This window comes from Serratia sp. CY29653 (assembly GCF_052169255.1).
GTDB classification, from domain to species: domain Bacteria; phylum Pseudomonadota; class Gammaproteobacteria; order Enterobacterales; family Enterobacteriaceae; genus Serratia; species Serratia sarumanii.
The window spans coordinates 389,436-406,493 of the sequence record NZ_JBJNLC010000003.1; the positions used below are offsets into that span (position 1 = coordinate 389,436).

Below are 17,058 nucleotides of genomic sequence, written 5' to 3' on the forward strand. Positions count from 1 at the left end.
TACTTGCGCACCCGGTGCGCAAGCCAGAAGAGGCGCGTCGCCCAGGTAGAGTGTCAGAGGAGCCGTTTCTCCGTTGACGGCACCCGAGGGGGAGCGACGCCGAGGTAGGGTAATGGCCGGCCATTATCCTATCGACTACAGGGGCTGAATCCCCTGGGTTGTCACCAGGGGATCGCCCGCAGGGCGATCGACAAGGTGGGGCGCTTCTGGGTGTATCGTAGCCTGACCTCTACGCCTGCCCCCTGTTTACCGCTCTCCCCTTGTGCCAAGGCTATGGAATTACAGTGCCCCCAAACGGGCATCCCTGACACGAGGTTTCTAGATGAACCAAGCAGCACCCCAGAATTCCACCGTGGTAGCCAAATTCGGCGGCACCAGCGTCGCCGACTTTGAAGCCATGAACCGCAGCGCCGACGTCGTGCTGGCCAACCCGCAGGTCCGCCTGGTGGTGTTGTCCGCCTCGGCGGGCGTCACCAACCTGTTGGTCGCCCTGGCCGAGGGTTGCGAGGCCGACAAGCGCAACTACCGGCTTGATGAGATCCGCCGCATCCAGTACGCCATCCTCGATCGCCTCACGGCGCCGGCGGTGATCCGCGAAGAGATCGACCGCCTGCTGGAAAACATCGCCATGCTGTCGGAAGCCGCGTCGCTGGCCACCTCGACGGCGTTGACCGACGAACTGGTCAGCCATGGGGAGCTGATGTCCACCCTGCTGTTCGTTGAAATCCTGCGCGCCCGCAACGTGCAGGCCGAATGGTTCGACGTGCGCAAAGTGATGCGCACCGACGATCACTTCGGCCGTGCCGTGCCGGACAGCGCCGCGCTCAGCGAACTGGCCCGGGCGCAGTTGCAGCCGCGCCTGCAGGAAGCGCTGGTGGTCACCCAGGGCTTTATCGGCAGCGAGCCGAAAGGCCGCACCACCACGCTCGGCCGCGGCGGCAGCGACTATACCGCCGCGCTGCTCGGCGAGGCGCTCGGCGTTGGCCGGGTGGATATCTGGACCGACGTGCCGGGCATCTACACCACCGATCCGCGCGTGGTGCCGGCGGCCAAGCGCATCGACAAAATCGGTTTCGAAGAGGCGGCGGAAATGGCCACCTTCGGCGCCAAGGTGCTGCATCCGGCCACCCTGTTGCCGGCGGTGCGCAGCGACATTCCGGTGTTCGTCGGCTCCAGCAAGGATCCGGCGGCCGGCGGCACGCTGGTGTGCAACACCACCGAGAATCCACCGCTGTTCCGCGCGCTGGCGCTGCGTCGCAAGCAAACGCTGCTGACGCTGCACAGCCTGAACATGCTGCACGCGCGCGGCTTCCTGGCGGAGGTGTTCAACATTCTGGCGCGCCACAACGTCTCCGTCGATCTGATCACCACCTCGGAGGTCAGCATTGCGCTGACCATGGACACCACCGGCGCCACCTCCGTTGGCGGCAGCCTGCTGACCACCTCGCTGCTGACCGAGCTGTCGTCGCTGTGCCGGGTGGAAGTGGAAGAAAACCTGGCGCTGGTGGCGATCATCGGCAACCAGCTGTCGCGCGCCTGCGGCGTGGGCAAAGAGGTGTTCGGCGTGCTCGATCCGTTCAATATCCGCCTGATCTGCTACGGCGCCAGCAGCTATAACCTGTGCTTCCTGGTACCGGGCGAAGAAGCCGAACAGGTGGTGCGCACCCTGCATCACAACCTGTTCGAATAAGTCATTATCCCCGATTGCGGGCGCAGCACGCTGCGCCCCTGCGTCTAAAAAATCCGTTCAAAACCGGCAGGGGTTCAGCATGTTGAACCCGCAAAAAACACAACCACACCCACCGTTCTCAATCTGGCTAAGGAAAACCTGCATGTTGGCATTACTCACGCGTTTATTCCCCCTGTGGGCGATACTGCTGTCCGTCGCCGCCTATTACACGCCGACCACCTTTACCGGCATCGGCCCCTACGTCAGCCCGCTGCTGATGCTGATCATGTTCGCCATGGGCGTTACGCTGCGGCTGGACGACTTCAAACGCGTGCTGGCGCGCCCCGGCCCGGTGGCGGCCGGCATCTTCCTGCACTATCTGATCATGCCGCTGGCGGCCTGGATCCTGGCGATGCTGTTCCGCATGCCGCCGGATCTGTCCGCCGGCATGGTGCTGGTGGGCAGCGTGGCCAGCGGCACCGCCTCCAACGTGATGATCTACCTGGCCAAGGGCGACGTGGCGCTGTCGGTGACCATCTCGGCGGTCTCGACGCTGGTGGGCGTGTTCGCCACGCCGCTGCTGACCCGTTTGTACGTCGACGCCGAAATCAGCGTCGATATCATGGGCATGCTGCTGAGCATTCTGCAGATCGTGGTGATCCCGATCGGCCTGGGCCTGATCGTCCACCATACCCTGACCAAAACGGTGAAACGCATCGAGCCGCTGCTGCCGGCGCTGTCGATGGTGTGCATCCTGGCGATCATCAGCGCGGTGGTGGCGGGCAGCCAAAGCCATATCGCCTCGGTCGGTCTGGTGGTGATCGTCGCGGTGATCCTGCACAACGGCATCGGTCTGCTGAGCGGCTATTGGGGCGGCAAGCTGTTCGGCTTCGACGAATCCACCTGCCGCACGCTGGCGATCGAAGTCGGCATGCAGAACTCCGGCCTGGCGGCCACGCTGGGCAAAATCTACTTCTCGCCGCTGGCCGCGCTGCCGGGCGCACTGTTCTCGGTCTGGCACAACCTTTCCGGTTCGCTGCTGGCGGGTTATTGGTCCGGCCGCCCCATCAAGAAAAAATAAACCGCCTGTAGGGACGCAAACAATTGCGTCCCTTTTTTTCCTGCGAAATTTCGTATTTCCCACTGGTCGGATTGTCATAATTCCCCTCATCCCCTATCATCCGTGAAAAATAAAAATTCAGATTCTTCCTATCCATGCCGATAATGTTGGCAAGAGGAAGAGACGTTCTACTTTTTTTAATTAATTAAGTCACCAGGGTTGCCCGCCATAAAAGAAGCAGCCTAATTATTATTTAGATATATACCCACCGTCTTATTTGCCGCGGCAAATCAAGATACCTCGCAATGTGCATGTCGCTCATTATTTCGGGCCGGCCGTCGGCCGCCCGTGGTTAACCTCATGGATTGGGCTGGCTGCCCCGGCGGCCTCTCATAATGGATTACAATGATAAAAAAAATCACCGCTTTGACGCTGTTGGTCAGCACGGCCCTTTCCGCCGAAACCCTGCCGGACGCCCACATGATGCGGGATATGTCGATGGGGGAGTCGCGCCGCGCGCTGCAAGACAGCACGCGTGAAGTCAACCAGTTGATTGAGCAACGCCGCTACCAGCAGTTGAAGCAGCAACGCTTGCTGGCGGAGCCGGAACCGGCCGCGCCCGCCCTGCCGCAGTCCGCGCAGTGCCTGCCGATCGCCGGCGTTTATCTGCAGGGCGTCACCCTGCTCTCGCCGGCCGATTTATCCGCCCTGAGCGCGCTGCCGGAAAACTGCATCAGCAGCAACGATATCAATCGCCTGACCCGTGAATTAACGCGCCTTTATGTGCAAAAAGGCTATATCACCGCGCGCGTGCAAATTGTTCGCCCTAATTCACAGGGAGAATTGGGATTAAGCGTCACCGAAGGATTTATCGAGAAAATAGAAGGCGGCGATCGCTGGGTCAACAGCCGTTTATTATTTCCAGGGCTGGAAGGCAAGCCGTTGAAATTAACCGAGCTCGACCAGGGATTGGATCAGGCCAACCGTTTGCAATCGAATACCACCAAGCTGGATATATTGCCCGGCCGCCAGGTTGGCGGTTCGGTCATTCGTTTGCGCAATCAGCATGCCAAGCCCTGGCTGATGACCGTCGGCACGGATAATTACGGCCAAAAAAGCACCGGCCAGTGGCTGGCTCGCGCCACCGCCACGTTGGACAGCCCGTTCGGCCTGTCGGACTTCGTCAGCCTGAACGCCAACAGCACGCTGGAAAACCCGGCTCACCGCTACAATCGCGCCTATACCCTGCTCTATTCGCTGCCGTACGGCGCGTTCACCTTCAGCGGGTTCGCCAGCTTCTCGTCCTACGAGAACCACCAGCAGCTGCCGCACAACCTGGTCAAACTGCACGGCCAGACCCAGCAGTATGGTCTGCGCAGCGACTACGTGTTTTACCGCGATCGCGATCAGATAGACAGCCTGAGCGGCCAGTTGACCTACAAGCGCATCGACAACTACTTCGAAAGCGTGCGCCTCGAGGTCAGCAGCCCCACCCTGACCCTGGCCGAACTGAGCGCCAGCCACCTGCAAATTCTGCCCAACGGGGTGTTCAGCGCCAACCTCAGCGTCGAACAGGGCCTGCCGTGGCTGGGGGCCGGTCGCCACCCAAGCTCGGTGCACCTCGACAGCCAGTTCACCAAAGGCAAGCTGTTCGCCAACCTCAGCCAGCGGCTTCACCTGGGTGACGCCACCTATCAGCTCAACAACCTGTTCTACGGCCAGTACAGCCGCGACCCGCTGCCCGGCGTGGAGTGGCTGAGCCTTACCGATCGCAGCGCCGTGCGCGGCTTCAGCCGCAGCACCCAGTCAGGCGACAACGGCTGGTATCTGCAGAACACGCTGTCGCGCAGCTTCAATCTGGGTGCCACCACGCTGACGCCGCGCCTCGGCGCCGACGTCGGCCGCATTTTGCCGCGCCAGGACAGCTCGGGGTGGCGCAGCAGCGCCGGCCTGAGCAGCGGCGCCACGTTGCGCTATCGGCAGGCGCTGGTCGATCTCGAGGTCAGCCGCGGCTGGATCTTGTCGAATCACGCCACGCCGGAAGATCCCGTTCAGGTACTGGCGCGCTTTTCTTACACCTTTTAATCAGCAGTTTTGCAGGACCCCACGGCAATATACGGAGAAACATGGATGAAAAATAATAACTTCAGGCTTTCAGCAGCGGGCAAACTGGCCGCCGCGCTGGCGATTATTCTCGCCGCTTCCGCCGGCGCCTACGCCGCGGAGATCGTGGCGGCCAACGGCGCCAACGGCCCCGGCGTTTCCACCGCCGCGACCGGCGCGCAGGTGGTCGACATCGTCGCGCCGAACGGCAACGGGCTGTCGCACAACCAATACCAGGACTTTAACGTCAACCAGCCCGGCGCCGTGCTGAACAACTCCCGCGAAGCGGGACTGTCGCAGCTGGCCGGCCAACTGGGCGCCAACCCCAATCTGGGCGGGCGCGAAGCCAGCGTGATCCTCAATGAAGTGATCGGCCGCAACCCGTCGCTGCTGCATGGCCAGCAAGAGATCTTCGGCATGGCGGCCGACTACGTGCTGGCCAACCCGAACGGCATCAGCTGCCAGGGCTGCGGGTTCATCAACACCAGCCGCTCCTCGCTGGTGGTCGGCAACCCGCTGGTGGAGAACGGCCTGCTGCAGGGCTACAGCACCCTGGACAACCGCAATACCCTGAGCCTCAACGGCGTCCTGAACGCCGGCGGCGTGCTGGATCTGATCGCACCGAAGATAGACAGCCGCGGCGACGTGATCGTGCAAGACTTCACCCATCGCAACGGCAGCGTGACGCCGGCGGCGATCAACGCCATCAGCGGCCATAACCGGGTGGCGCGCGACGGCAAGGTGCTGGCCAGCGTACAGCCGACCACGGCGCTGGACAGCTACTACCTCGGCAGCATGCAGGCCGGGCGCATCAACATCATCAACACCGCGCAGGGCAGCGGCGTGAAGCTGGCCGGCACGCTGGCCGCCGGTGACGAGCTCAAGGTGAAAGCCTACGATATTCGCAGCGAAAGCCGCGTTGACGACGCCAGCAGCAACCGCAACGGCGGCGACAACTACCAGAACTACCGCGGCGGCATCTACGTCAACGATCGCAGCAGCAGTCAGAAGCTGACCCGCACCGAGCTGAAAGGCAAGAACATCAGCCTGGTGGCGGATAACCACGCGCACCTCACCGCCACCGATATTCGCGGCGAAGACATCACGCTGCAGGGCGGCAAGCTGACGCTCGACGGCCAGCAGTTGAAACAGACCCAGGGCCACACCGACGACCGCTGGTTCTATTCCTGGCAATACGACGTCACCCGTGAGCGCGAGCAGCAGCAGCAGGCGGGCAGCACCGTCGCCGCCGGCGGCAACGCCACACTCGTCAGTACCCGGGAAGACGTGAACCTGTTGGGCGCCAACGTCAGCGCCGATCGGGCGCTGAGCGTCAAAGCGGCGCGCGACGTGCACCTCGCCGGGCTGGTGGAGAAGGATAAGTCCACCGAACGCGGCTACCAGCGCAATCACACCTCCAGCCTGCGCACCGGCAGTTGGAGCAGCAGCGACGAAAGCGAGAGCCTGAAGGCCAGCGAACTGCGTAGCCAGGGCGAACTGACGTTGAAAGCCGGCCGCAATGTCTCGACTCAGGGCGCCAAGGTCCACGCCCAGCGCGATCTGACGATCGACGCAGACAGCCAGATCCAGGTCGGGGTGCAGAAAACCGCCAACGCCAAAGCGGTACGCGATGACAAAACCTCCTGGGGCGGCATCGGCGGCGGCGACAACAAAAACAACAGCAACCGCCGCGAGATCAGCCACGCCTCCGAGCTGACCAGCGACGGCACCCTGCGCCTGAACGGCCAGCAGGGCGTCACCATCACCGGCAGCAAGGCGCGCGGCAAGGAAGGCGGCCTGGTCACCGCCACCCAGGGCGGCCTGCGCATCGACAACGCGCTGAGCACCACCGTAGACAAAATCGATGCGCGCACCGGCACCGCCTTCAACATCACCAGCAGTTCGCACAAGGCCGACAACCGCTACCAGAGCAGCACCGCCAGCGAGCTGAAGTCTGACACCAACCTGAAGCTGGTCAGCCGTAAGGATACCGACGTGATCGGCAGTCAGGTCACCAGCGGCGGCGAGCTGAGCGTGACGTCGCAGACCGGCAACATCAACGTCAAGGCCGCCGAACAGCAGCAAAAAATCGATGAGCAGAAGACCGCGCTTACCGTCAACGGCTACGCCAAAGAAGCCGGCGACAAGCAATACCGCGCCGGTTTGCGCATCGAACACACCCGCGACAGCGAGAAAACCACCCGCACCGAAAACCGCGCCTCGACCCTCAGCGGCGGCAGCGTGAAGCTCGAGGCGGAGAAGGACGTGACCTTCAGCGGCTCCAAACTGGTCGCCGACAAAGGCGACGCCAGCGTCAGCGGCAACAAGGTTTCGTTCCTGGCGGCCGACGATAAAACCACCTCGAACACCGAGCAGACCAAGATCGGCGGCGGTTTCTATTACACCGGCGGCATCGACAAGCTCGGCAGCGGCGTGGAAGCCGGCTACGAGAACAGCAAAACGCAGGCGCAGAGCAGCAAGGCGGTCACCTCCGGCAGCGACGTCAAAGGCAACCTGACTGTCAACGCCCGTGACAAGCTGACCCAGCAAGGCGCGCAGCACAGCGTCGGCGGCGCCTATCAAGAAAACGCCGCGGGCGTCGATCACCTGGCCGCCGCCGACACCGCCAGCAGCACCACCACCAAAACCGACGTCGGCGTGAACATCGGCGCCAACGTCGATTACAGCGCCGTGACCCGCCCGGTCGAGCGCGCGGTCGGCAAGGCGGCCAAGCTGGACGCCACCGGCGTCATCAACGACATCGGCGGCATCGGCGCGCCTAACGTCGGCCTGGATATCGGCGCGCAGGGCGGCAGCAGCGAAAAACGCAGCAGCAGCTCGCAGGCGGTGGTCAGCTCGGTGAAAGCCGGCAGCATCGACATCAACGCCAAAGGCGAAGTGCGCGATCAGGGTACGCAGTATCAGGCGAGCAAAGGCGCGGTCACGCTGACGGCGGACAGCCACCGCAGCGAAGCCGCGACGAACCGCCAGGAAGAGCAGAACCGCGATACCCGCGGCAGCGCCGGCGTACGCGTCTACACCTCCACCGGCAGCGATCTGACCGTAGACGCCAAGGGCGAAGGCGGCACCCAGCGCAGCAACAGCAACGCCAGCCAGGCGGTGACCGGCACGATCGACGCGGCCAACGGCATCAACGTCAACGTGAAACAAGATGCGGTCTATCAGGGCACCGCGCTGAACGGTGGCAGCGGTAAAACCGCCGTCAACGCCGGCGGCGATATCCGCTTCGATCAGGCCAGCGATAAGCAGAGCGAAAACCACAGCGGTTTCAACGTCAAGGCCTCGGCGAAGGGCGGCTTCACCGCCGACAGCAAAAACTTCGGCGCCGGCTTCGGCGGCGGCACCCGCAGCGGCGAAAGCAGCGGCAGCACCGCGCAGGTCGGCAACGTCAGCGGCCAACAGGGCGTGGAGCTGAAGGCGGGCCGCGATCTGACGCTGCAGGGCACCAACGTCAAGAGCCAGGGCGACGTCACCCTGAGCGCGGGCAACAAGGTTGCGCTGCAGGCGGCGGAATCGACCCAAACGCGTAAGGAAAGCCAACTGTCCGGCAATATCGATCTGGGCGCCGGCAGCAGCGACAGCAAGGAAAAAACCGGCGGTAGCCTCTCCGCCGGCGGCGCCTTCGACATCGCCAAGGTGAATGAGTCCGCGACCGAACGCCAGGGCGCCACTCTCGCCTCAGACGGCAAGGTCACCCTGTCCGCCGGCGGCAAAGGCGATGACGCGCTGCATCTGCAGGGCGCCAGGGTCAGCGGCGGCAGCGCCGCGCTCGAGGCGAAAAACGGCGGCATCCTGCTGGAGTCCGCCAAGAACGAGCAGCACAAGGACAACTGGAGCCTGGGCATCAAAGCCAACGCCAAAGGCGGCCAAACGTTCAACAAGGACGCCAACGGCAAGGTCGATCCGAACACCGGCAAAGACACCCATACGCTGGGCGCCGGTCTGAAGGTCGGAGTGGAACAGCAGGATAAAACCACCCACGCCAACACCGGCATCACCGCGGGCGACGTGGCGCTCAACAGCGGCAAGGACACCCGCCTCGCCGGGGCGCGCGTCGATGCCGACAGCGTACAGGGCAAGGTAGGCGGCGATCTGCGCGTTGAAAGCCGCAAGGACGTCGAGAAAGGCGTGAAGGTGGAGGTGGATGCCGGCCTGAGCCACAGCAACGATCCGGGCAGCAGCATCACCTCCAAGCTGTCGAAGGTGGGCACGCCGCGCTACGCCAGCAAGGTGAAAGAGAAACTGGACGCCGGGGTGAACAAAGTGGCCGACGCCACCACCGACAAGTACAACAGCGTGGCGCGTCGCCTCGATCCGCAGCAGGACACCACCGGCGCGGTCAGCTTCAGCAAGGCCGACGGTAAAGTGACGCTGCCGGCAACGCCGGCCGGCGAGAAACCGCAGGGCCCGCTGTGGGATCGCGGTGCACGCACCGTCGGCGGCGCGGTGAAAGACAGCATCACCGGGCCGGCGGGTCGCCAGGGGCAGCTCAAGGTCAATGCCGACGTGGTGAACAACAACGCGGTCGGCGAGCAGTCGGCGATTACCGGTAAGCACGGCGTGGCGCTGCAGGTCGGCGGCCAAACCCAACTGACCGGCGGCGAGATCCGCAGCCAGCAGGGCAAGGTGGAACTGGGCGGCAGCAAGGTCAGCCAGCAGGACGTCAGCGGCCAACGCTATCAGGGCGGCGGCCGCGTCGATGCGGCGGCCACGGTAGGCGGGCTGTTAGGCGGCGCGGCGAAGCAAAGCGTCGACGGCAACGTGCCGTTCGTCAGCGGCCATGCTTCGACTCAGCAGGCGGACGCCAAAGCCGGCGTGTTCAGCGGCAAATAACGCACCTCTCCTGCACAACGCCCCCGATGAAAACCGGGGGCGTTTTTTTACAGCGTGCTCGGGGTGTCTTCCCAGTCGCGATCGTCATCCTTGGCATCCTGGTCCAACACGTTGTAAGCCACGGCGCAGAACAGCGAGTTCAGGCGCTTCATGTCCCCCAACAATCCCAAATGCAACGAACTGGTCTCGATGCTCTGCACGTTTTGCTGATGCAAGCGATCGACGTGCGCGTGCGCGTAGCGGCGATCCAGAATGCGGAAGCGATGCTTGGAACGGCGCAGGCGCTTGGCGCTGGTGACGTCGCCGGACAGGAACACCGACAGCCCCAGGCGCAGGTTGCCGATCAGCCGCTCGTGCAGCCCATCCAGTTCCGCCAATCCTTCCGCCGAGAAGGCGCGGCGCGCGGCGTGCGACTTGGCGCCCACGTCGCCGGCCATGCGCTCGATGATGTCGCCCGCCTGTTCCAGGTTGAGCGCCATTTCGATGATTTCCGCCCAGCGGCGCGAGTCTTCCTCGCCCAGATCTTCCTTCTGGATCTGCGCCAGATACAGCTTGATGGCGGTGTACAGCACGTCGACGTCATCGTCGAGGCGCCGCACTTCTTTATCCACGCCTTGCTTGCCGTGCAGCACTTCGCGCTGCAGGATCATCATGTGTTCCACCACGTCGCCCATGCGCAACGTTTCGCGCGCCGCATTGGCCAACGCCAGCGTCGGCGTGTCCAGCGCGCTGGCGTCCAGATGGCGCGGACGCATGCGCGGATCGTCGGCCGCCACGTCGACGATCAGCCGCTCGCACAGCGTCGCCATCGGCCCGGCCAGCGGGATCATCACCAGACAACGGATCAGGTTGTAGAACACGTGGAAGTAGATCACCAGCTCTTCGCTGCCGCCCGGCAGCTGAGCCATCACATCCGCCAGATAGGAAACGAACGGCAGCACCAGCACACAGCCCACCAGCTTGAACAGCAGGCTGCCGAGCGCCACGCGCCGCCCGGCGGCGTTCTGGCCGCTGGCGTTGATCATCGCCAACAGGCCGCTGCCGAGGTTGGCGCCGATCACCAGGCAAAGCGCCACCTTCAGCGAGATCACGCCGGATGCGGTCAGGGTGGCGGTCAGCAGCACCGCCGCCAGGCTGGAATAGCTGACGATGGCGAACAGCGCGCCGGTCAGGGCGTCCAGCATCACGTCGCCGGTCAGCGACGAGAACAGCACTTTCACCCCGGCCGCCTGGGTGATCGGCGTGGCGGCGGCCACGATCAGCTCCAGCGCCAGCACGATCAGCCCAAGGCCGATCAGGACGCGCCCGATCTGGCCGATCCGCATCTGCTTGCGGCTGAGGAACAGGAAGACGCCGATCAGGATCAGCAGCGGCGACAGCCAGGAAAGATCGAAGGTCAGCACGCGCGCCATCAGCGCGGTGCCGACGTCGGCGCCGAGCATGATCACCAGTGCAGGCGCCAGCCCCACCAGCCCCTGCGCAACGAAAGAGGTCACCAGCAGCGCCGTGGCGTTGCTGCTCTGCACCAGCGCGGTCACGCCGATGCCGGAAACGAACGCCAGCGGCTTTTTCTCAACGCTGTCGCTCAACACGCGCCGCAGATTGGCGCCGTAAACCCGCATGATCCCGGTGCGCACGATGTGGGTGCCCCACACCAACAGCGCCACGGAGGAAAGCAGGTGAAGAAGGGTCAGCACGGAAGATACGCTCCATTAACGCCCGGCCAAAGGAGGCTGGTACCCGATGCCTGTCAGGCGGTGCGGAAAGACGGAACGGTTCTGTTCGCCTTAGCCGCAGCCGGTAGACCAAAAGATGACGGGTACAGCGCGCGGTCCCGCCTGCCGGGCGTAGGTCTGGCAGGACAGCGGGCGGGCGGCAGACCGCAGAAGAGAAGGGTTAATGCGGCGGCGGAAAGGCCCCGGCGCCGCGCTGCGAAGTCATGCAACTTCCCGCAATACAACAGGTTCCAAGTGTAGCCCAATTTGCTCGCCGTCGGGCCGCAGGTCGGCCACCGACCGGTTGAGCACGTCAACCAGCAATTCTACACCGCGAACCTGAATCCGATAGCGTACCACATTCCCGAGCAAACTGTGGCCCAGGATCACCCCGCCGATCCCCTGCCCGGCCGGCAACAGGCCGATCGATTCGGGCCGGATCGCCACCTTGCCGACATAGCTGCGCCCGGTCAGCTGGGCGGCCTGTTCGGCGGTCAGCAGATTATAGTTGCCGATAAACCCGGCGGCGAAGGCGTCCGCCGGCTGGGTATATAGGGTTTCCGCATCGCCGCTCTGCACGATCTGCCCCTTGTTCATCAGCACGATGCGATCCGACAAGGTCAGCGCCTCTTCCTGATCGTGGGTGACGAAGATCGCCGTCAGGTTCAGCTCGCGTTGAATGCGCCGGATCTGCTCGCGCAGGTGTTTGCGGATGCGCGCGTCCAGCGCCGACAGCGGTTCATCGAGCAGCAGCAGCCGCGGGCGAGTGACCAGCGATCGCGCCAGCGCCACGCGCTGACACTGGCCGCCCGACAGCTGATGCGGATAGCGCTTCGCCAGATCGCTCAGCTCCACCAGCGCCAGCACCTCCTGCACCCGCTGGCCGATCTGCCCGGCCGCCAGCTTCTGCATTTTCAGCCCGAAGGCCACGTTGCCTTCCACCGTCATATTGGGAAACAGCGCATAGCTTTGGAACACCATGCCGATGCCGCGCTTTTGCGGCGCCAGCGGCACCAGATCCTGACCCTGCAACAAGATTTGCCCGCTGTCGACCGGGGTCAGGCCGGCCAGACAGCGCAGCAGCGTCGATTTGCCGCAGCCGCTCGGCCCCAGCAGGGTGACGAACTCCCCCTCTTCGGCGGTGAAATCGATATCCTGAAACACTTGGGTCTGGCCATAGTGTTTGTTCAGGCGGGTGACGTTGAGATAAGCCATCGGGTTAACCCTTGTTTTTATTCAGCAGGTTCGCCAGCCAGGTGACGAGCAGCACCACGGCGAAATAGGAGATGACCAGCGCGCTGGTGAAGTGCCCGCTGCCGTTGCGCATGTTGTACAGGTAGACCTGCAGCGTTTCATACTGGCTGCCCACCAGCAGGTTGGCGAACACGAACTCGCCGATCAGGAACGAGAACGACAGCAGCACGGCGATCGTTCCACCCTTGCGCAGGTTCGGCAGCACCACCCACAGCGCCGCCTGCCAGGTGCTGGCGCCAAGCAGGTGCGCGGCGTCCATCAGATCGCGCAGGTTGATCGCCTGCATGTTGTTGCTGATGGCGCGGTAGATAAACGGCAGCGCGATGGTGAAATAGCAGCCCACCAAAATCCAGGGAGTGCCGAGCAGCGGCAGCGGATCGGCGGCGAACAGCTGCATCAGCCCCACCGCCGACACCACCGGCGGCACGGCGAACGGCAGCAGAATCAGCACGTTCATCACCGCGTCCAGTTTGGGGAAGTAGTAAGCGATCACAAACATCGCCGGCAGGATCACCACTACCGACAGCAGCAGCGTGCCGAAGCAGATCAACAGCGAGTGCCACAGCGCCTGCAAAAAGCGCGGGTCGCTCCACAGCGCCGTCAGCCACTTCAGGGTAAAACCGTCCGGTAAAATGGTGGCGCCCCACTGGGTGGCCAGCGCGTAAATCAGCGTCGCCGCCAGCGGCAGCAGCAGGATCAACAGCAGCAGGCCGGTCACCGTGCGATGGTACAGGCGTTCAGCACGCGACATGAGCATTCTCCATCCGATTATGAGCGCGCATTGAGGTAGCTCCTGCGCAGCATCCATTGGTGGATCACCGTGATAAACGCCATCATCACCACCAGCAGCATCGCCAGCGCGCTGGCCAGGTTCGGATCGAGGGAGATGTCCCCTGCCACCAATGCCGAGATGCGGATCGGGATCACGTTGAAGTTGCCGGTGGTCAGCGCGTACACCGTGGCGTAGGCGCCCAGCGCGTTGGCCAGCAGGATGACGAAGGTGCCCATCAGCGCCGGCGCCAGCACCGGCAGGCCGATATGCCGCCAGTAGCGCCAGGGGCCGGCGCCGAGCAGCGCCGCCGACTCGCGCCAGTCGGCGCGCAGCGCGTCGAACGCCGGATACAGCAACAGCACCCCCAGCGGGATCTGGAAATAGGTATACAGCACGATCAGGCCGCTCTTCGAATAGAGATTGAAACTCTCCATCAAACCGTATTTGCGCAGCAACAGCGTCAGGCAACCGTTCAGCCCCAGCAGAATGACGAAGGCGAACGCCAGCGGCACCCCGGCGAAGTTGCTGGTCATGTTGGTGAACGACATCACGAAGTCATGAAATCGGGTCTGGCCGAGCTGGCGCAGCGAGTAACTGCCCACTAACGCAATCAGCAAGCCGTAGACGCTCGACCACAGCGAGATCTCCAGCGAGAACTGAAAGGCCTGCAGGTAGAACGGCGAGGTGAGGATATCGACATAGTTGCCCCATCCCCAGCCGCTACTCTCGCTGAAAAAGCTGTGAACGGCGATCCACACCAGCGGGGCGATCTGAAACGCGCCGAACAGCACGATAAACGGCAGCAGGCACAGCGCGGCGATCCATTTGGTTTTGCCGTTCATCGCGCATCCTGCGCCAGCAGCGCCCGGCAGCGCGGCTTGTCGTGCGGCACCTGCAGCAGATCGCAGATCGTACCGCACAGCTCGGTTTGCTGCGGATCGGCATCGTCCTGGCTGAAGCCCGAGCCGAACACGAACAGCGGCACCTGGCGCTCTTCCGGCAACACGCCGCCGTGGCTGCGATCGTCGTTCATGCCGTGATCGGCGGTGACCAGCACCTGATAACCGGCCGCCAGCCACTCGGGCAGATAGCGCGACAGCGAGCCGTCGGCGCGCCGCGCCGCGTTGCGGTACTGCGGCGAAGAGAGGCCGAAGCGGTGCCCGGCGTCGTCGATGTTCATCGGGTGGATCAGCAGGAAATCCGGCTGATGCCGCAGGCGCAGGCTTTCGGCGTCGTCGAACAGATGGCTGTCGGGGTAGCCGTCATCGTAATAGAAATGCCCGTGCTGGATCGGCAGCTCGGGGGCGTCGGTATGGCGGTCGCGCGCGGCGTCGAACGGCGTGCGGTTATACAATTCGCTGAACCAGTGGTAAGCGGCGGCGGCGGTGGTCAACCCGGCGGCGCGCGCGTAATGAAACACGCTTTGTTGATGAGAAAGGCGCGAGACGTGGTTGTGCACCACGCCGCTCTCCACCGGCGTGACGCCGGTGAGGATGCATTCATACAGCGGCCGGGAGAGCGAGGGCAGCTCGCTCTCCAACAGGTACAACCGTCCGCGTCCCGCCGCGCATTCGGCCTGCAGATAGCCCATGGCGTCGTGCGCCACCCGGTAGTTGAGGCCGTCCAGCAGCACGAGGATCGTTTTCATGGTGCGTTAACTCACTGCTGCATAAACATAATGACGTTTTCCTGCCACAGACGCGGCAGCGCTTTGGCGCTCTGTTCCCAGGCCGCCGGATCGGCGATCGGGTGCGCGTTCTTGTACTGCTCGGCCGGCAGCAGCTTGGCCTTGACGTCGTCCGGCAGCGTCAGATGCTCGGCGCGGATCGGGCGCGCATAGCCGCGCGCCAGGTTGATCTGGCCGGCGTCGGAGAAGATGTATTCGCGCGCCAGCTTGGCGGCGTTCGGGTGCTTGGCATATTTGTTGATGATGGTGGTGTAGCCGGAGGTGATCGAGCCGTCCGACGGGATCAGCACTTCAAAACGGGTTTTGTCGATCTGATCGCGGTAGTTCAGGCCGTTGAAGTCCCACACCACGCCAACCTGCACTTCCCCTTTCTCCAGCGATGCGATCACCGGGTTACTCAGGCTCAGACGGCCGGCCTTGGCCAGCTTGCCGAAGAATTCCAGGCCCGGCTTGAGGTTTTTCTCGTTGCCGCCCATGGCGTAGGTGGCCGCCAGCACGCCGCTGGCCGCCTGCGACGCGGTGCCGACGTCGCCGATGGTGACCTGATAGCTGCCCTTCAGCAGATCGGCCCAGCTGTGCGGAATGTCTTTCACCTGCTGTTTGTTGATGATGAAGGCGATGGTGCCGGTGTAAGCCAGCGCCCAATGGCCGTCTTTGTCTTTCGCCCACTCCGGCACCTGATCCCAGGTAGAGGGTTTGTACGGCTGCGTCACGCCCTTCTGCACCGCCACCGGGCCGAAGGCCGCGCCGACGTCACCAATGTCCGCCGTGGCGTTGTTCTTTTCCGCATCGAATTTGGCGATCTCCTGCGCAGAGCTCATGTCGGTATCGACATGCTTCAGGCCATATTTGCTCAACAGATCTTGCCAGGTGCCTTTCCAGTTGGCCCAGCTGTCCGGCATGCCGACGCTGTTGACTTCGCCTTCTTTCTTCGCGGCCTGCTCCAGCGCCGCCAGATCGGTATCCGCGGCCCAGCTCATCTGGCTGGATAACACGATGGCACTGGTTAACACAGAAGCGCACAAACGTTTCATAACTGATGCTCCAGGTGGTAGTGTGGGGAGGGCTGGACTAGTCCAGCCAGGACCAAACCAATCTAACGGACGAATGTGATAATTATATGTCAGCTTAAAAAAGCGACGGTTTTATCACCCATTGCAACGGCGAAAACGCGACGCTGGTCTACCTTAAGGGAGGCCAAACGCACTGAAACGGGACACCCGCTGTATGAGTGAAGCACCGACGACCGTAGCCACCATCTGCCAAACGCTGAACGCGCGCATCGCCGCAGGCGAGTTCGCCGTGGGCGGCAAGCTGCCCTCCGAACGCGCCCTGAGCGAACAGTTCGCCACCACCCGCATTACCTTGCAGGAGGCGCTCGGCCAGTTGGAGGCGCAGGGGGTCATCTATCGCCAGGTGCGGCGCGGCTGGTTCATTTCGCCCCCGCGTCTGATCTACAACCCGCTGCAGCGCAGCCATTTTCACGCCATGGCGCAGCAACAGGGGCGCGCCGCCCATACCGAGGCGATCGACAGCGCGGTAGTCACGCTCGACGCGCCGCTGGCCGGCCGGATGGCGCTGCCCCCCGGCGCCGAGGCCTATCGCATTCGCCGGCTGCGCTACATCGACGGGCGCGCGGTGCTGTACTGCGAGCACTACCTCAACCCGGCCTACTTCCCCGGCATACTGGACGAAGATCTGACCCAGTCGCTGACCGCGCTGTACGCCGTGCGCTACGGCATTCACTACGGCCGGGTGCGTTTCGACATGCTGCCCACCCTGCTGCCGCAGCAGGCCGCCGCCATGCTGAAGGTGACCTACGGCAGCCCGGCGCTGTTCATTACGCGGGTGAACCGCGATCAGCACGACCGGGTGATCGATTGCGACCTGGAGTATTGGCGTTACGATGCGCTGCACATCGACGTGGAAGCGCAGTAAATGACA

Annotated in this window: 11 protein-coding genes and 1 riboswitch; of the genes, 5 read left to right on the forward strand and 6 right to left on the reverse strand. The window is 63.6% G+C overall.

Annotated features, from left to right (window positions below):
• Positions 1 to 19: 19 nt before the first annotated feature.
• A riboswitch (Lysine riboswitch) is annotated at positions 20 to 214 on the forward strand.
• A 108-nt stretch (positions 215 to 322) separates the two neighbouring features.
• From lysC to ACJ8HN_RS18090, 4 genes are all read left to right on the forward strand, one after another.
• Entirely contained in the window at positions 323 to 1,690 is a 1,368-nt protein-coding gene (gene lysC, locus ACJ8HN_RS18075; RefSeq protein WP_033649702.1) for a lysine-sensitive aspartokinase 3, read from the forward strand.
• Positions 1,691 to 1,832: 142 nt separating this feature from the next.
• Positions 1,833 to 2,750 carry a ketopantoate/pantoate/pantothenate transporter PanS gene (panS, locus tag ACJ8HN_RS18080; protein WP_025304471.1) on the forward strand — a complete coding sequence of 306 codons (918 nt, stop codon included), beginning with the start codon at positions 1,833 to 1,835 and terminating at the stop codon, positions 2,748 to 2,750.
• Between the two features lie 384 nt (positions 2,751 to 3,134).
• A complete protein-coding gene (locus tag ACJ8HN_RS18085; protein WP_033654724.1) occupies positions 3,135 to 4,814 on the forward strand; it encodes a ShlB/FhaC/HecB family hemolysin secretion/activation protein in 1,680 nt (559 codons plus the stop codon).
• A gap of 45 nt (positions 4,815 to 4,859) precedes the next feature.
• Positions 4,860 to 9,686, forward strand: a complete 4,827-nt coding sequence (locus tag ACJ8HN_RS18090) for a hemagglutinin repeat-containing protein (protein ID WP_442523778.1) — start codon at positions 4,860 to 4,862, stop codon at positions 9,684 to 9,686.
• A 47-nt stretch (positions 9,687 to 9,733) separates the two neighbouring features.
• Here ACJ8HN_RS18090 and ACJ8HN_RS18095 read toward each other — a convergent pair whose 3' ends face one another.
• The 6 genes from ACJ8HN_RS18095 to ACJ8HN_RS18120 all read right to left on the reverse strand — a co-directional run bounded on the left by ACJ8HN_RS18095 (position 9,734) and on the right by ACJ8HN_RS18120 (position 16,148).
• Positions 9,734 to 11,383, reverse strand: coding sequence for a Na/Pi cotransporter family protein (locus ACJ8HN_RS18095; RefSeq protein ID WP_033636226.1), 1,650 nt, complete (start codon positions 11,381 to 11,383; stop codon positions 9,734 to 9,736).
• 240 nt (positions 11,384 to 11,623) lie between these two features.
• On the reverse strand, positions 11,624 to 12,616 hold the full coding sequence (locus tag ACJ8HN_RS18100) for an ABC transporter ATP-binding protein (RefSeq protein WP_033649699.1): 993 nt from the start codon (positions 12,614 to 12,616) through the stop codon (positions 11,624 to 11,626).
• 4 nt (positions 12,617 to 12,620) lie between these two features.
• On the reverse strand, positions 12,621 to 13,406 hold the full coding sequence (locus tag ACJ8HN_RS18105) for an ABC transporter permease (protein ID WP_033636228.1): 786 nt from the start codon (positions 13,404 to 13,406) through the stop codon (positions 12,621 to 12,623).
• Positions 13,407 to 13,423: 17 nt separating this feature from the next.
• Positions 13,424 to 14,269, reverse strand: coding sequence for an ABC transporter permease (locus tag ACJ8HN_RS18110; RefSeq protein WP_039569690.1), 846 nt, complete (start codon positions 14,267 to 14,269; stop codon positions 13,424 to 13,426).
• Positions 14,266 to 15,075: an alkaline phosphatase family protein gene (locus ACJ8HN_RS18115; RefSeq protein WP_033649695.1), complete on the reverse strand. Its 810-nt coding sequence runs from the start codon at positions 15,073 to 15,075 to the stop codon at positions 14,266 to 14,268. Before ACJ8HN_RS18115 ends, ACJ8HN_RS18110 begins: the two co-directional genes overlap by 4 nt.
• 11 nt (positions 15,076 to 15,086) lie before the next feature.
• Positions 15,087 to 16,148 carry an ABC transporter substrate-binding protein gene (locus ACJ8HN_RS18120; RefSeq protein ID WP_033631954.1) on the reverse strand — a complete coding sequence of 354 codons (1,062 nt, stop codon included), beginning with the start codon at positions 16,146 to 16,148 and terminating at the stop codon, positions 15,087 to 15,089.
• A 193-nt stretch (positions 16,149 to 16,341) separates the two neighbouring features.
• Between ACJ8HN_RS18120 and ACJ8HN_RS18125 the strand changes: the two genes are divergently transcribed.
• A complete protein-coding gene (locus tag ACJ8HN_RS18125) occupies positions 16,342 to 17,052 on the forward strand; it encodes a UTRA domain-containing protein (RefSeq protein WP_039569695.1) in 711 nt (236 codons plus the stop codon).
• Positions 17,053 to 17,058: the final 6 nt, after the last annotated feature.

Excerpts from the sequence above, each read along its gene's own strand:
- ACJ8HN_RS18100 (WP_033649699.1), bottom strand. The coding sequence starts at position 12,616 with ATGGCTTATCTCAACGTCACCCGCCTGAACAAACACTATGGCCAGACC.
- ACJ8HN_RS18120 (WP_033631954.1), bottom strand. The coding sequence starts at position 16,148 with ATGAAACGTTTGTGCGCTTCTGTGTTAACCAGTGCCATCGTGTTATCC.
- ACJ8HN_RS18110 (WP_039569690.1), bottom strand. The coding sequence starts at position 14,269 with ATGAACGGCAAAACCAAATGGATCGCCGCGCTGTGCCTGCTGCCGTTT.
- ACJ8HN_RS18105 (WP_033636228.1), bottom strand. The coding sequence starts at position 13,406 with ATGTCGCGTGCTGAACGCCTGTACCATCGCACGGTGACCGGCCTGCTG.
- ACJ8HN_RS18085 (WP_033654724.1), top strand. The coding sequence starts at position 3,135 with ATGATAAAAAAAATCACCGCTTTGACGCTGTTGGTCAGCACGGCCCTT.
- ACJ8HN_RS18125 (WP_039569695.1), top strand. The coding sequence starts at position 16,342 with ATGAGTGAAGCACCGACGACCGTAGCCACCATCTGCCAAACGCTGAAC.
- ACJ8HN_RS18115 (WP_033649695.1), bottom strand. The coding sequence starts at position 15,075 with ATGAAAACGATCCTCGTGCTGCTGGACGGCCTCAACTACCGGGTGGCG.
- lysC (WP_033649702.1), top strand. The coding sequence starts at position 323 with ATGAACCAAGCAGCACCCCAGAATTCCACCGTGGTAGCCAAATTCGGC.
- panS (WP_025304471.1), top strand. The coding sequence starts at position 1,833 with ATGTTGGCATTACTCACGCGTTTATTCCCCCTGTGGGCGATACTGCTG.
- ACJ8HN_RS18090 (WP_442523778.1), top strand. The coding sequence starts at position 4,860 with ATGAAAAATAATAACTTCAGGCTTTCAGCAGCGGGCAAACTGGCCGCC.